The 13,391-nt window shown below is 58.1% G+C and carries 15 protein-coding genes; 12 read left to right on the top strand and 3 right to left on the bottom strand.

Annotated elements, in window-relative coordinates:
* Window positions 1-43 precede the first annotated feature (43 nt).
* A complete protein-coding gene (gene trmB / locus ACR0I7_RS10710; protein ID WP_480510811.1) occupies window positions 44-754 on the top strand; it encodes a tRNA (guanosine(46)-N7)-methyltransferase TrmB in 711 nt (236 codons plus the stop codon).
* On the opposite strand, the gene ACR0I7_RS10715 is transcribed toward trmB, so the two are convergent.
* Window positions 751-1,557: a hypothetical protein gene (locus tag ACR0I7_RS10715; RefSeq protein WP_480510813.1), complete on the bottom strand. Its 807-nt coding sequence runs from the start codon at window positions 1,555-1,557 to the stop codon at window positions 751-753. The two genes, trmB and ACR0I7_RS10715, sit on opposite strands and share 4 nt — an antisense overlap.
* A gap of 196 nt (window positions 1,558-1,753) precedes the next feature.
* Between ACR0I7_RS10715 and aroA the strand changes: the two genes are divergently transcribed.
* On the top strand, window positions 1,754-3,112 hold the full coding sequence (gene aroA / locus ACR0I7_RS10720; RefSeq protein WP_480510815.1) for a 3-phosphoshikimate 1-carboxyvinyltransferase: 1,359 nt from the start codon (window positions 1,754-1,756) through the stop codon (window positions 3,110-3,112).
* Window positions 3,112-3,738 carry a (d)CMP kinase gene (locus ACR0I7_RS10725; protein ID WP_480510817.1) on the top strand — a complete coding sequence of 209 codons (627 nt, stop codon included), beginning with the start codon at window positions 3,112-3,114 and terminating at the stop codon, window positions 3,736-3,738. Before aroA ends, ACR0I7_RS10725 begins: the two co-directional genes overlap by 1 nt.
* A gap of 27 nt (window positions 3,739-3,765) precedes the next feature.
* Here the strand turns inward: ACR0I7_RS10725 and ACR0I7_RS10730 are convergent, their stop codons facing one another.
* On the bottom strand, window positions 3,766-4,245 hold the full coding sequence (locus ACR0I7_RS10730; protein ID WP_480510818.1) for a YHS domain-containing (seleno)protein: 480 nt from the start codon (window positions 4,243-4,245) through the stop codon (window positions 3,766-3,768).
* Between the two features lie 218 nt (window positions 4,246-4,463).
* Between ACR0I7_RS10730 and ACR0I7_RS10735 the strand changes: the two genes are divergently transcribed.
* The 9 genes from ACR0I7_RS10735 (at window position 4,464) to ACR0I7_RS10775 (ending at window position 12,915) form a co-directional block, all read left to right on the top strand.
* Window positions 4,464-4,988, top strand: coding sequence for a hypothetical protein (locus ACR0I7_RS10735; RefSeq protein ID WP_480510820.1), 525 nt, complete (start codon window positions 4,464-4,466; stop codon window positions 4,986-4,988).
* Between the two features lie 265 nt (window positions 4,989-5,253).
* Entirely contained in the window at window positions 5,254-6,942 is a 1,689-nt protein-coding gene (locus ACR0I7_RS10740; RefSeq protein ID WP_480510822.1) for a tryptophan halogenase family protein, read from the top strand.
* A gap of 163 nt (window positions 6,943-7,105) precedes the next feature.
* Window positions 7,106-7,405, top strand: a complete 300-nt coding sequence (locus ACR0I7_RS10745) for a DUF6525 family protein (protein ID WP_480510824.1) — start codon at window positions 7,106-7,108, stop codon at window positions 7,403-7,405.
* A gap of 262 nt (window positions 7,406-7,667) precedes the next feature.
* Window positions 7,668-9,344, top strand: coding sequence for a 30S ribosomal protein S1 (rpsA, locus tag ACR0I7_RS10750; RefSeq protein WP_480510826.1), 1,677 nt, complete (start codon window positions 7,668-7,670; stop codon window positions 9,342-9,344).
* Between the two features lie 269 nt (window positions 9,345-9,613).
* Window positions 9,614-9,898, top strand: a complete 285-nt coding sequence (gene ihfB / locus ACR0I7_RS10755; RefSeq protein ID WP_008758048.1) for an integration host factor subunit beta — start codon at window positions 9,614-9,616, stop codon at window positions 9,896-9,898.
* Window positions 9,899-9,902: 4 nt separating this feature from the next.
* Complete coding sequence (locus ACR0I7_RS10760; protein ID WP_480510828.1) at window positions 9,903-10,256, top strand: lipopolysaccharide assembly protein LapA domain-containing protein; 354 nt, start codon at window positions 9,903-9,905, stop codon at window positions 10,254-10,256.
* A gap of 9 nt (window positions 10,257-10,265) precedes the next feature.
* Entirely contained in the window at window positions 10,266-10,910 is a 645-nt protein-coding gene (locus ACR0I7_RS10765; protein WP_480510830.1) for a phosphoribosylanthranilate isomerase, read from the top strand.
* Between the two features lie 81 nt (window positions 10,911-10,991).
* Window positions 10,992-12,239 carry a tryptophan synthase subunit beta gene (gene trpB / locus ACR0I7_RS10770; protein WP_480510832.1) on the top strand — a complete coding sequence of 416 codons (1,248 nt, stop codon included), beginning with the start codon at window positions 10,992-10,994 and terminating at the stop codon, window positions 12,237-12,239.
* Window positions 12,240-12,291: 52 nt separating this feature from the next.
* On the top strand, window positions 12,292-12,915 hold the full coding sequence (locus ACR0I7_RS10775) for a class I SAM-dependent methyltransferase (RefSeq protein WP_480510834.1): 624 nt from the start codon (window positions 12,292-12,294) through the stop codon (window positions 12,913-12,915).
* Between the two features lie 7 nt (window positions 12,916-12,922).
* Here the strand turns inward: ACR0I7_RS10775 and ACR0I7_RS10780 are convergent, their stop codons facing one another.
* Window positions 12,923-13,297, bottom strand: a complete 375-nt coding sequence (locus ACR0I7_RS10780; protein WP_480510836.1) for a DUF2237 family protein — start codon at window positions 13,295-13,297, stop codon at window positions 12,923-12,925.
* Between the last annotated feature and the right edge of the window lie 94 nt (window positions 13,298-13,391).

Here is a 13,391-nt window from a genome sequence, read left to right on the forward strand (position 1 = left end):
TGCACTCTTGCAACGACCCCGGTCGCGCAGTATGGCCAGCGCCATGAGCACCGAGACCCCACAACGCCCGCGCAGAAACTTTTATGGACGCTTCAAAGGCAAAGCCCTGAAGCAAAGCCAAAAGGCGTATCTGTCCGAAGATCTGGCGGACCTGTCTCCGGGGGCTGTCGATTGGGACACCAACCCGGAACGCCGTCCGCTTGACCTGCAAGGGCTGTTCGGTGGCAAGCCCACTTGGTTGGAGATCGGTTTCGGCGGCGGCGAGCATCTGGTGCATCAGGCTCAGCAAAATCCTGATATCGGCATCATCGGGGCTGAGCCATATATCAACGGCGTTGCCATGCTGCTGGGCAAAATCCGGCGGGCGGGTGTCGAAAATCTGTCGGTTCACCCAGGGGATGTGCGTGATCTGTTTGATGTTTTGCCTGACAACAGCATCTCTCGGGCCTTTCTTCTCTATCCCGATCCGTGGCCCAAAACCCGACATCACCGTCGGCGTTTTGTAACGCCAGAGCATCTGCAGCCGCTCGCCCGGGTGCTGAGGCCCGGAGCGATCTTTCGCGTGGCGACAGACATCCCTGATTATGTGCGCCAGACCCTGGAAGAGGTGCCGCAGGCCGGTTTCAAATGGCTGGCGGAACGCCCCAAGGATTGGCGCGAGCCATGGGATGACTGGATTTCGACACGATATGAGCAGAAAGCCCTGCGCGAAGGGCGGAGGCCCCATTATCTGACGTTTCAGCGCACCGATTAGCCGTCGTTCAACCTTTCAAAAACGCGGCCTTTGGCGCACCACGCGGCCCCGAACGCCCAAAGTGCGATCGCTTCGACAAAGAAGGTCAGGTTCAGGCTGTTCCACCAGTCCAGAAAGTTCTGGCCGCCAATTTTGCTTTTGAGAAACAGCAACGCGACGCACACCAGGATCGTTATCCCGCACGCGCTGTAGAGCTGATTGCGCTTGCGCTTGCTCTCGATCAGTACGCCATCTTTTTCATGACGCGCGGGAACCACGCGTTTCAGGACAAGCAGGCAGTACAACGCGAGATAAATGAACAGGACGCCGGCGGCGACCAAGTGCCAGTCGCTGGCGGCATCGAACAGGCTGAAAAATTCCTGCCCGTCGGCCTCGGCGACCTTGATCTGTTGGCCGTTGGTGACTTCGACAAAGACACGGGATAGGAACGTCTCGGGCTTTTCGCACCCGCTGCCCAGTGTCGGGACGCAGGCTACGATAATGGCCCCAAGCCCGGCGAGCGAGCTTAACCTGTCTTCGACAAAATGATCACCGGTATAGGCAATCATGAACCCGGCGATGAAGATCAGCAGCCCGACGAAAATCGGCCCCAAGAACTGCGCATAGTAGAAGTGGCTGATGCTGTCGCGAAAACAGCTGTCGCCAAAAACCGCCCCAGCGGCCAGGATAGCAGGCAGGCCAAACGCGACCAGCCCGACCAGAAAGGCCAGCCGTTTTTCAATCGCGCTTTCTGGTTTGAACGGATCTTCGGGTTGAAAGTACTTTCTGGTCCCTTGGGACAATATGGATGGGGCCGATGACATGATCCACTCCTTAAAACGTATTGAAAACTGGTAACTCGGGTAATGTGAATGCGGCGATCATAGCCTATTTCCGGAGTTTTACCCACAATTAGCTGTCGCTTTTAAGACCGACGCAGGCACCAGAGGGTATTGCCGCTGGACCAAGCGGTTCCAATTCGCTAATCGGCCTGTGACTGATAGCGCAAAAGGAGCCCTCATGTCCGGACACGGCACGCCCACCCCGATGACGTCGCATCCCTGCGGTCCGCTGACCGGTACCGCTGACGTGCCGGGAGATAAGTCGATTTCGCACCGGTCCCTGATCCTGGGCGCGATGGCGGTTGGGGAAACCCGGATTACCGGCCTTCTTGAGGGCGAGGATGTGCTCGATACCGCGAAGGCCATGCGGGCCTTTGGGGCCGAGGTCACCGACCATGGCGGCGGTGAGTGGACCGTGCATGGCGTCGGCGTGGGCGGGTTCGCCGAACCCGATCAGGTGATCGATTGTGGCAATTCTGGCACCGGGGTGCGGTTGATCATGGGCGCTATGGCGACCTCGCCGATCTCTGCGACGTTCACCGGGGATGCCAGCTTGAACAAACGCCCCATGGCACGGGTAACCGATCCGTTGGCTCTGTTTGGCACACAAGCTGTTGGCCGCTCGGAAGGGCGGCTGCCCATGACCATTTTAGGCGCTGCCGACCCGGTTCCTGTGCGCTACGAAGTGCCGGTTCCATCGGCGCAGGTGAAATCTGCAGTGTTGCTGGCGGGGCTGAACGCGCCGGGGCAGACCGTTGTGATTGAAAAAGAGGCGACCCGAGATCATTCGGAACGGATGCTCGCCGGATTTGGCGCCGAGATCACGGTTGAGGATACCGATGCGGGGCGTGTGATAACGCTGACGGGGCGGCCCGAGTTGAAGCCGCAGGTAATTGCTGTACCACGCGATCCGTCCAGCGCGGCATTCCCGGTATGTGCGGCGTTGATCACGCCCGGTTCGGATGTGCTGGTCCCCGGTATCGGTCTCAACCCAACCCGGGCTGGCCTGTTCACCACGCTCCGGGAAATGGGCGCGGACCTGACCTATGAAAACGAACGTGAGGAAGGTGGCGAACCGGTTGCCGATCTGCGCGCGCGGTACTCTCCGGACATGAAGGGTATTACGGTCCCGCCAGAGCGCGCGGCCTCGATGATCGATGAATACCCGGTGCTTTCCGTTGTTGCTGCGAACGCAGTTGGCACCACGATGATGGGCGGCGTGAAAGAGCTGCGCGTCAAGGAAAGTGATCGGATCGACGCGATGGCCCGTGGTCTGCGCGCCAACGGTGTCGCTGTCGACGAGGGAGATGACTGGTGGTCCGTTGAAGGGCTGGGCATCGGCAATGTGCCGGGCTGCGGCACCTGCGAGAGCTTTCTGGATCACCGCATCGCGATGTCCTTTATGATCCTGGGTATGGGGGCAAAATCTGGCGTTACAGTAGATGACGCAGGTCCTATCGCAACCTCGTTCCCGATTTTTGAGCCACTGATGGCGGGACTGGGCGCGCAGTTGAGCCGAAACACCCGGCAGGCCTGATGCAAATCGAAAGCTTCACCGTCGCCATAGATGGCCCCGCCGCTGCGGGAAAAGGAACGATTTCCAAAGGGGTGGCAGCCCAGTTCGGGCTGGCCCATCTGGATACGGGGCTTTTGTATCGCGCGGTTGGTCGGCGGACATTGGAGGGCATCGACGCCGTTGCCGCAGCGCAGGTCCTGACCGCCGAAGAACTTACGCAGGGCGATTTGCGCACCGCTGACATTGCGCAGGCGGCCTCGAAAGTGGCCGTGATCCCTGAGGTCCGATCCGCGTTGGTCGATTTCCAGCGCGCCTTTGCGCGCCGAGCGGGCGGTGCGGTTCTGGATGGGCGCGACATCGGCACGATGATTTGCCCTTATGCCGAGGTAAAGCTGTTCGTGACAGCCAGCGCAGAGGTCCGTGCCGAGCGAAGATATCTGGAGCTGCAGGCCAAGGGTTCGGATGTGACGCCCGCGCAGGTGCTGGCAGATGTCCGCGAGCGCGACGCGCGCGACGCCGGCAGAAGTGCTGCGCCCATGAAGGCGGCAGAGGATGCCGTTGTGCTGGATACCTCTGATCTGAGCGTCGACGATGCGCTGGCGCGCGCCATTGCGATTATTGAACAGAAACTGCCCGCCGCGCGGTAACGCTGCGGGCAGCACACTGTATAGCGCTTACAATTCGCCAACTGCAATTGTCTTGATCTTAGACCATTGATCGTCCGCCGTTTGCGCTGTTCCAGCAACGTCTTTCAGGAAACTTGCTCGGGTATCGGCATTCAGGAACAGGTACAGTTTACCCTCTGCGACCAGATACTGATCCGGGTCGCCGTCGAATTTTTTACCCACCGAGACCCCAAACGAGCAGAAGCCGCCATGCTGCGGCAGATAGGCCGCCGGGTTTGCCTCGAACGCCGCTCGGTTCTCGGGCGAGGTGAAGTAGTAGGATGCGCCGTCATAGGTGGCCGAATGCGTGGCGAACCCGTCGACCGGGTTTCCGTCATTCACCAGGGCCACCAGATCCACGCCATGCGCCGCCAGCGGGGCTCCAGCCGCAGAGATGCCGTTTGAAACGTTGATTTCATCGGCTGCAAATGCAGGCACTGCAATCAGGGCTTGGGCGGCGATCAGTGTCGACAAAGTAAGGGATTTCATTTCGATTTCCTTTCCATTCATGTTGCGGGTCAGCGGTGTTTCTGACCGGTCTCACACAAATAGAAGCTGTCAGATGAACGCGTTATCGCAGGCAGGCCGACAGATGTTGCAGATCGTCCAGAACTGCGGAGCCTATCACAAAGCTGTTCACCAAGCTTTGTTTGGCCAGCCCCGCAGACCCTGACTATGCTCAACAGAACGTCTGCAGGAGTGCCCTTATGATCCGACTTGCCTTTGTTTTGTTGTTCCTGGCCACAGGCCTCGCCGCTCAGGAAACCGAGAAACCTGAGCCCCCGATGAGCTATGAGCGGTTGGGCAAGATTATCTTTACGCTCGATCCTGATGCTCTACCCAGCGGGCCGGGCTTTCAGCTAACCGTTTCGGATGTTCCGGTTCTGGTGGTCACAGATGTCAACGCAGACCGGATGCGGGCGATGATTGCGATCGGAAGTGCCACCGAACTGTCGCCTGCAGATCTCAAGCGCATGATGCAGGCCAATTTCGACAGCACATTGGATGCACGCTATGCCATCGCCAATGATACCTTGTGGGCCACCTTTATCCATCCGTTGTCGCGGCTGAGTAAGGATCAGTTTATCTCTGGGCTTGCGCAGACCGTGAACATCGCCACGACATATGGCACGCTCTATTCGGGCGGTGCGGCTGAGTTCGGCGGCGGCGACAGCACGGACCTGCAACGCGAACTGATCGAAGAGCTCTTGAAGAAGGGCGAGGAAATCTGAGGCGTGCTCAGATGGCTGCGGAGCTTAGCCTTTCTGACCGCAACCACAAAGCGCGAGATGCCTCGTCGCATGTCATGCACATTGAAAGTTGCAGAGAGAAGGATACTCAGCGATCGGTTCTGGTGTTCGCGCTCTAAGCCCTAGATGGCTGCGGGAAAGCTGCTATAGTTCCTACCCAGCGACAAGGGAAAGCTGCCGAATAAGCCCCAAAAATAAAAAGGGGGGTGGCTAAAAAAATCCCGCAAGCCAACAGGGACTGAACAATATGAATAATCGCTTGAACAAGATCACCATCGTGGGGGGCGGCACGGCGGGCTGGATGACTGCGCTCATCTTGGACATGGTGTTTTCACGGACATCAGGGCCCAAGGATCGCCCGCGCATCTGTCTGATCGAAAGCCCCAATATCTCTACCGTGGGTGTTGGAGAGGCGACCGTGCCGCGGATGCCGGTCACGCTGCGTCAGGCTGGGATTTCCGAGCGGGATTTTTTTCGCGAAACGAATGCCTCGTTCAAGCTGGGGGTGAAGTTCTGCAACTGGAACAACGACGCTAAGGGCAATCGCATCGACTATGTGAACCCTTTTGCACATGGCCAGATGTTGGAAGGGCTGGAGGCTGCCGAGTACTTTCTACGCTTTGGCAACGGAGATCGGGATTTTACGCAGTCTATTGCGCCGCATGATGATCTGGCGCGCCTTTGCAAAGGGGCTCGACCGTTGGGCCAACCCGAATTCGAGCAACGATTTGGCTATGCCTACCATCTGGATGCTGTAAAATTTGCAGGCATGCTGACCAAGGTCTGTGTCAAGCGTGGCGTCGAGCATATTCAGGATGAGGTGCAATCGGTCGAACTGGATGAGCAGGGTAATGTCAGCCACCTGATGTTAGAGCGCAAGGGGCGTCATGACATTGAGATGGTTGTGGATTGCACCGGTTTCCGTGGCCTGATCATCAATCAGGCGCTGGGTGAGCCGTTCATGGATTATTCGGAGTACCTGCCAAACGACCGCGCCATGGCCCTGCAGATCGAGCATCCCGATCCCGAGAAGATCGAGAGCCTGACGCGGTCGACCGCCCTTGGCGCCGGTTGGACATGGCGCGTGCCGCTGTATAATCGGGTGGGGACGGGTTATGTTTTTTCGTCTGCGCATCGCACGGATGATCAGGCAGCGGATGAATATCTTGAGTGGCTGGGAGACAGTGGCAAAGGTCTGACACCGCGGGTTATCCCGATGCGCGTTGGGCGTGTCCGCAACGCCTGGGTCAAGAACTGTGTGGCAATTGGCCTGTCCGGTGGGTTTATCGAGCCGCTGGAAAGCACCGCAATCCACATGATTGATCATGCCATACGTTGGTTTGCAGAGCATTTGCCGACGCGGGATATCGAACCGTCCCTTAGGGCCAGATACAATCGGCAGATGGATAAGCTTTATAATGAGGTGCTGGAATTCATCTGTCTGCACTACCGCTTGGGCAACCGGACCGATGACCAATACTGGATTGATGCGCGCTCTGAGATGAAGGTCCCTGATCGGCTGGCCGAGAACCTGGAGCTGTGGCAGTACCGCCTGCCGATGCAGCATGATGTAGAGTTCGCCACGCTGTTTGATCATCGCGTGTATCAGACGGTGCTTTTGGGTAAGCAGGTTTATGATACGGGCTACGGGACAGGCATTCGCGATCGTATCCGACCCTTGAAGAAGCCAATCTGGTTCCAGTGGTGGAAAGGGGCGAAGGTCGACCTTGCTCAGATACTCAAGTCGATGCCTGACCATAAAACGCTGTTGCGTGACATCCGGGGAGAACTGGAAAAACCTGCGTTTGGTAAAGCTGCGGCTGCGATGCAGCCAACGGTGGCCCTGCCGGGAGCGAAACCGGCACCCGTGGCAGTTCAGAACATGCCGAACTTCGCAGAAATCCAAAGCGGTGCGAAGGATTTGCAATTGTTCTAAGCTGTCGCGGCATCCCGGCGGGTCGCGGATTATATCTCAATACCCGAAACTCAGCGGCATCGTGATGGTCAACAGGCCAATTGGACGAGCCGTTTGGGGCTGCTGTGTGTTGCATCCCGACAGATGAGATGTAATATCATCACAAAAACTAGGTGCAAACAGCATGACATTGACCAGACTCCGGTCGCAGATCAATGGATCAGGCGGACCGGGCCGCAATTTGAGAAGCGATCTCAAGCGTCGCAGGCGGCAGCGCCCGCCGATGCAGGCCTATGACGCCCTGCCGCAGCCATTGCGGGCATGGCTGGCGCAAGCCTGCCTTCCGTGGAGCCCTGCTTCGGCCTTGAAAATCTGGAACCGTGCGGGTGGTAGCCGCGATCCGCAGGCCGCCCTTGTGCGGCTGGAGGCAATCGAGCGGGCGATGTTGCTGCGGGATGCAAAAGTTTGGGTGGCAAAGCCCTGACGCCGGGCCGGCGATAACCGGCCCGACCTTTGAAATGGAGGCTTGGCCCTTGCACATAGTGCAGAATCCACCTATACGCGCGCTGTCGATACAAGGGCGGTCAACGTCCGGATGACGTTTCTGAGCAGGGCCGGGAAACCTCGGCCCTTTGTGTTTGTTTGCTCAGCGGCGCACCGGGTCACGCCTGAAGACATCATGAAACAAGACCGGCGGAGACAACCGCTCGGCCAGCAAAAACGTATGTAGAGGAAAACAACGCCACATGGCTAACGCATCCATGGAGGAATTCGAAGCCCTCCTGAACGAAAGCTTCGAAATGGACACGCCCGAAGAGGGTTCTGTTGTCAAAGGTAAGGTTCTGGCGATCGAAGCCGGCCAAGCCATCATCGACGTAGGCTACAAAATGGAAGGCCGCGTTGATCTGAAAGAATTCGCAAATCCCGGCGAAGCCCCTGAAATCGCTGTAGGTGACGAGGTCGAAGTATACCTGCGCGCCGCAGAAAACGCCCGTGGCGAAGCCGTCATCTCGCGCGAGATGGCCCGCCGTGAAGAGGCATGGGACCGTCTGGAAAAAGCATATGCCGACGACCAGCGCGTCGAAGGTGCAATCTTTGGTCGCGTCAAAGGTGGCTTCACCGTTGATCTGGGTGGCGCAGTTGCGTTCCTGCCCGGCTCGCAGGTTGACGTCCGCCCTGTGCGCGACGCTGGCCCGCTGATGGGTCTGAAGCAGCCGTTCCAGATTCTGAAAATGGACCGCCGCCGTGGCAACATCGTTGTGTCGCGCCGCGCAATCCTGGAAGAATCGCGTGCCGAACAGCGTGCCGAAGTTATTGGCAACCTGTCCGAAGGTCAGACCGTCGAGGGTGTTGTCAAAAACATCACCGAATACGGTGCATTTGTTGACCTGGGCGGCGTTGACGGCCTGCTGCACGTCACCGACATGGCATGGCGCCGTGTGAACCACCCGTCCGAGATCCTGACGATCGGCGAAACCATCAAGGTTCAGGTCATCAAGATCAACAAAGAGACCCACCGCATCAGCCTGGGCATGAAGCAGCTCCAGGAAGATCCGTGGGATCTGGTTGCTGCCAAGTACCCGCTGGGCTCGGTCCATCAGGGTCGCGTCACCAACATCACCGACTACGGCGCGTTCGTCGAGTTGGAAGCCGGTGTCGAAGGTCTGGTGCACGTGTCCGAAATGTCCTGGACCAAGAAAAACGTACACCCCGGCAAGATCGTTTCGACCAGCCAGGAAGTCGAAGTCATGGTCCTGGAAATCGACGGCGCCAAGCGTCGCGTGTCTCTGGGCTTGAAGCAGACTCAGCGCAACCCATGGGAAGTGTTTGCAGAAACGCACCCGCAGGGCACAGAAGTCGAAGGCGAAGTCAAGAACATCACCGAATTCGGTCTGTTCATCGGCCTCGAAGGCGACATCGACGGCATGGTTCACCTGTCGGACCTCAGCTGGGACGAGCGTGGCGAAGATGCGATCCAGAACTACCGCAAAGGCGACATGGTTTCGGCCGTTGTCTCTGAAGTTGACGTGGAAAAAGAGCGTATTTCGCTTTCGATCAAAGCCCTGGGTGGTGACAAGTTCGCCGAAGCAGTGGGCGGCGTGAAGCGTGGCTCGATCGTGACTGTCGAAGTGACCGCAATCGAAGATGGCGGCGTCGAGGTCGAATACGAAGGCATGAAGTCGTTCATCCGTCGTTCCGATCTGTCGCGTGACCGTGCTGAACAACGCCCCGAGCGTTTCTCGGTTGGTGACAAGGTCGACGTTCGCGTCACCAATGTCGACAGCAAGACCCGCCGTCTGGGCCTGTCGATTAAGGCACGCGAGATCGCCGAAGAGAAAGAGGCCGTGGAACAGTACGGTTCCTCCGACTCGGGCGCATCGCTGGGCGATATCCTGGGCGCCGCGCTGAAATCGGGCGACTGATCCGGGACATATCCCTGATTGAATTTACGGCCTCGCACTTAGGTGCGGGGCCGTTTTTGTTGCGAATCAATATGTTCTGAAATCCAAGGCCGGTGAACCTGGAAGTCGCGAATTTTGAGCTCAAACCGAGATCCGACTTCAAATTCTGCGAAGTTTTTTCAAAAAGGGCGCCCGGACACACAGAGTTTACGTTCCCCCCTCGCGCGTTTTTTCCTATACTGCACAGACCAGTAGACGAGGTAACACGGTGACCTGGGAGGGAAGCACGCATGATCCGTTCAGAACTGATTCAGAAAATTGCCGACGAGAACCCGCATCTTTATCAACGAGATGTTGAGCGGATCGTAAATACCGTTTTCGAAGAAGTGACCGACGCAATGTCGCGCGGTGATCGGGTGGAACTGCGTGGTTTTGGCGCCTTTTCAGTTAAAAAGCGGGACGCACGTGTCGGTCGTAACCCTAGAACAGGCGAGACCGTACAGGTCGAAGAAAAATGTGTGCCATTTTTCAAAACAGGGAAGTTGCTACGGGACCGTTTGAACGGTAAAGCGTGAGCGTATGATACGCTATATTCGCTATGCTTTTCTTGCGATCCTTGGGATCGTCCTGATTTCGGTATCTCTGGCCAACCGCCAGATCGTCGAACTGAAGCTGATGCCCGATTCCTTGTCAGAGTTGTTGGGCTTCAATCCAACCACATCGTTGCCGCTTTTCCTGGTTGTGCTGGGTGGTGTGGTGGCCGGATTGGTTATCGGTTTCCTTTGGGAATGGCTGCGCGAACACAAGCATCGCCGCGATGCCACGGCCAAGAGTAGCGAAGTACGCAAGCTTGAACGTGAGGTCAAAAAGCTCAAGAAAAAGCAGAATCAGGGGCAAGATGACGTCCTTGCCCTGCTTGATGAGGCAAGCTGAGGCCCGCAGATGTCGGACACTGTGAGTGTAAAGATATGCGGGCTGACCGCACCGAATCACGTGCGCGCCGCTGCCGATGCGGGTGCGCGCTATGTTGGATTTGTCTTTTTTCCAAAATCGCCTCGGCATCTGGACACGGCTAGGGCCGCAGAGCTTGCGCAACTGGTGCCGGTTGGGATCGCAAAGGTAGCGTTGACCGTGAACGCAACAGATGAGGAATTGGATCAGATCATCTCGACAGTTCCTATGGATATGTTGCAGTTGCACGGCAAAGAAAGTCCTGATCGCGTTGCTGAGGTCCGCGAACGGTTTGGTCTGCCGGTGATGAAAGCGATTGGTGTGGCTGATGCAGAAGACCTAGCCGCCATTGATCTTTATTCCGACGTTGCAGACCAGCTGTTGATTGACGCCAAACCCCCGCGCCATTCGGAATTGCCCGGCGGCAATGGTCTGGCTTTTGACTGGCGCCTGCTGGCTGGACGCAAGTACTGGCGTCGTCCTTGGATGCTGGCCGGGGGTCTGACCCCGGACAATGTGGCCGAGGCGATCCGAATGACGGGGGCGCAGCAGGTTGATGTCTCGTCGGGTGTCGAAAGCGCGCCGGGGATCAAGGATGCCGACCTGATCCGGGCATTTCTGGACGCCACGCCCTGATCGTCATCGGTGTTGACGTTTTGCGATGGCAAATCCCGTCGCCACCTCCTATGAACAACGGGCACGACGATGGAGATACCCATGGCCAACGACCTCTTTAATTCCTTCATGTCCGGTCCTGACGAGCAGGGCCGTTTTGGCATCTTCGGCGGGCGGTTTGTCAGCGAAACTCTTATGCCGCTGATCCTGTCGCTGGAAGAGGAATATGAGAGTGCCAAGGATGATCCGACCTTCTGGGCCGAGATGGACGATCTTTGGGCGAACTATGTGGGTCGCCCCTCGCCGCTTTATTTTGCGGAACGCCTGACCGATCATCTGGGTGGCGCAAAAATCTATATGAAGCGCGATGAGCTGAACCACACCGGCGCGCACAAGATCAACAACGTGCTGGGCCAGATCATTCTGGCGCGCCGCATGGGCAAGACTCGGATTATCGCGGAAACCGGCGCCGGACAGCACGGCGTTGCTACGGCTACGGTCTGCGCCAAGTTTGGTCTGAAGTGCGTGGTCTATATGGGCGCGCATGACGTGCAGCGTCAGGCCCCGAACGTGTTCCGCATGCGACTGTTGGGGGCCGAAGTTGTGCCGGTAACGTCCGGGCGCGGCACGTTGAAGGACGCAATGAATGATGCGCTGCGGGATTGGGTGACCAATGTGCGCGACACTTTCTATTGCATCGGCACCGTGGCTGGCCCGCATCCTTATCCAGCAATGGTCCGCGACTTCCAGTCGATCATCGGCAAGGAAGCCAAAGAGCAGATGCAAAAAGCCGAAGGCCGTCTGCCCGACACGATCATCGCCGCTATTGGCGGCGGCTCGAATGCGATGGGCCTGTTCTTTCCGTTCCTTGATGACAAAGAGGTCAACATCATCGGCGTTGAGGCCGGTGGCCGGGGCGTGAACGAAAAAATGGAACATTGCGCCTCGCTGACCGGGGGGCGGCCTGGGGTTTTGCACGGCAACCGTACTTATCTGTTGCAAGATGACGATGGCCAGATTCTGGAAGGCTATTCGATCTCGGCGGGTCTGGATTACCCCGGGATTGGCCCTGAACACTCGTGGCTGCATGAGGTGGGGCGCGCGCAATATGTCTCGATCACCGACAAAGAGGCGCTGGAGGCGTTCCAGCTGTGCTGCGCGACCGAGGGGATCATCCCGGCGCTCGAACCTAGCCATGCGCTCGCCCATGTCATGAAGATCGCGCCCGATCTGCCTAAGGATCACATTATTTGCATGAATATGTGTGGGCGCGGGGACAAGGATATCTTCACCGTCGCCAAGCATCTGGGCTTTGACATGTCCGATACCGAAGGGCGCGAGGCGGACTGAGCCCCGCCACCGGGGCTATGCGCCTTTCTGGAACTGTGTCAGGCTGTGCACCATGCGGAACCTGACCTCGTCCACCCGTATTGACCAGAAATATGACGCAGCTGCACCTGGCTGGGCGGATAAGATGCGCCTGCTTGGGTATTTCGATGCATATCTGGGGTTTCTTTCAGCTGATCCCGGTGTAGAGCTCGGGCAAAACGCCTTGGATATCGGATGCGGCACCGGTGCATTTGCAGAGGCACGCGCAGTAATTCAGCCGGACGGGCGGACGACGCTTTTGGAACCTTCGGCAAAGATGTTGCAGCAGGCCCAGCGGGCTTTGGTGCGCCGGGGTGTTGACGCCGTCACCTTGCAAACCCGGTTGGAGTATGTTCGCGCCGACGCGCGTTTCGATTGCCTGTTGGCGGCGCATGTTCTGGAACACTGCACGGATCCGGTTGCTGCGCTGCGCCGGATGCGTGAACTGGCGACGCCCGGGGCCACCCTGTGGCTGGTGGTCAGCAAACCTCATTGGTGCAATGCGATTATCTGGTTGCAATGGAGGCATCGGTCTTACCGGCCGGATGCGGTGGCGGGTATGCTCAAGACAGCCGGGTGGCAATTGCAGAGCCAGCACAGCTTTCCAGCGGGGCCACCGTCACGCACATCGCGCGGTTATCGTGCGGTTGCCCCTTAAAGATGGGTCATGTCGGTGCCTGATAGGCGGTCAGAATGCTCAGCGGTACGATATCCAGCGCGCGCTGATGTGTTGCCTCGAGATGCACCAGAGGCGCACAGCCTTCATCATGAGCCTGCAGAAATCTGCTGGCGCACAAGCACCAGCTGTCGCCGGGTTTGAGGCCGGGAAAGTCAAACTCGGGCCGGGGCGTGCTCAGGTCGTTTCCAACATATTTTGAGAACGCGAGGAATTCGGCTGTCATGACGGCGCAGACCGTGTGACTGCCCTGATCTTCGGGGCAGGTGTTGCAGGCACCATCTCGGAAGAACCCGGTCAGAGGATCGCGCGAGCAAGGGGCGAGAACGCCCCCCAGTACATTTATGCTGTCTTGTTTTTGCATGGCCTCACCTTACAGAGTTCATATGCGGGCGCGAAAGGTTTTGACATCTCGGTGCCAGAAAGCCATGCGGGGTGGCCACACGGGCTACTGCGTC

The sequence above is a fragment of the Ruegeria sp. AM1 genome, from assembly GCF_056540745.1.

Coding starts and splice junctions, on each gene's coding strand:
- rpsA (WP_480510826.1), top strand. CDS start 7,668: ATGGCTAACGCATCCATGGAGGAATTCGAAGCCCTCCTGAACGAAAGC.
- ACR0I7_RS10730 (WP_480510818.1), bottom strand. CDS start 4,245: ATGAAATCCCTTACTTTGTCGACACTGATCGCCGCCCAAGCCCTGATT.
- trmB (WP_480510811.1), top strand. CDS start 44: ATGAGCACCGAGACCCCACAACGCCCGCGCAGAAACTTTTATGGACGC.
- aroA (WP_480510815.1), top strand. CDS start 1,754: ATGTCCGGACACGGCACGCCCACCCCGATGACGTCGCATCCCTGCGGT.
- ACR0I7_RS10760 (WP_480510828.1), top strand. CDS start 9,903: ATGATACGCTATATTCGCTATGCTTTTCTTGCGATCCTTGGGATCGTC.
- ACR0I7_RS10765 (WP_480510830.1), top strand. CDS start 10,266: ATGTCGGACACTGTGAGTGTAAAGATATGCGGGCTGACCGCACCGAAT.
- ACR0I7_RS10740 (WP_480510822.1), top strand. CDS start 5,254: ATGAATAATCGCTTGAACAAGATCACCATCGTGGGGGGCGGCACGGCG.
- ACR0I7_RS10725 (WP_480510817.1), top strand. CDS start 3,112: ATGCAAATCGAAAGCTTCACCGTCGCCATAGATGGCCCCGCCGCTGCG.
- trpB (WP_480510832.1), top strand. CDS start 10,992: ATGGCCAACGACCTCTTTAATTCCTTCATGTCCGGTCCTGACGAGCAG.
- ACR0I7_RS10775 (WP_480510834.1), top strand. CDS start 12,292: ATGCGGAACCTGACCTCGTCCACCCGTATTGACCAGAAATATGACGCA.
- ACR0I7_RS10745 (WP_480510824.1), top strand. CDS start 7,106: ATGACATTGACCAGACTCCGGTCGCAGATCAATGGATCAGGCGGACCG.
- ACR0I7_RS10715 (WP_480510813.1), bottom strand. CDS start 1,557: ATGTCATCGGCCCCATCCATATTGTCCCAAGGGACCAGAAAGTACTTT.
- ACR0I7_RS10780 (WP_480510836.1), bottom strand. CDS start 13,297: ATGCAAAAACAAGACAGCATAAATGTACTGGGGGGCGTTCTCGCCCCT.
- ihfB (WP_008758048.1), top strand. CDS start 9,614: ATGATCCGTTCAGAACTGATTCAGAAAATTGCCGACGAGAACCCGCAT.
- ACR0I7_RS10735 (WP_480510820.1), top strand. CDS start 4,464: ATGATCCGACTTGCCTTTGTTTTGTTGTTCCTGGCCACAGGCCTCGCC.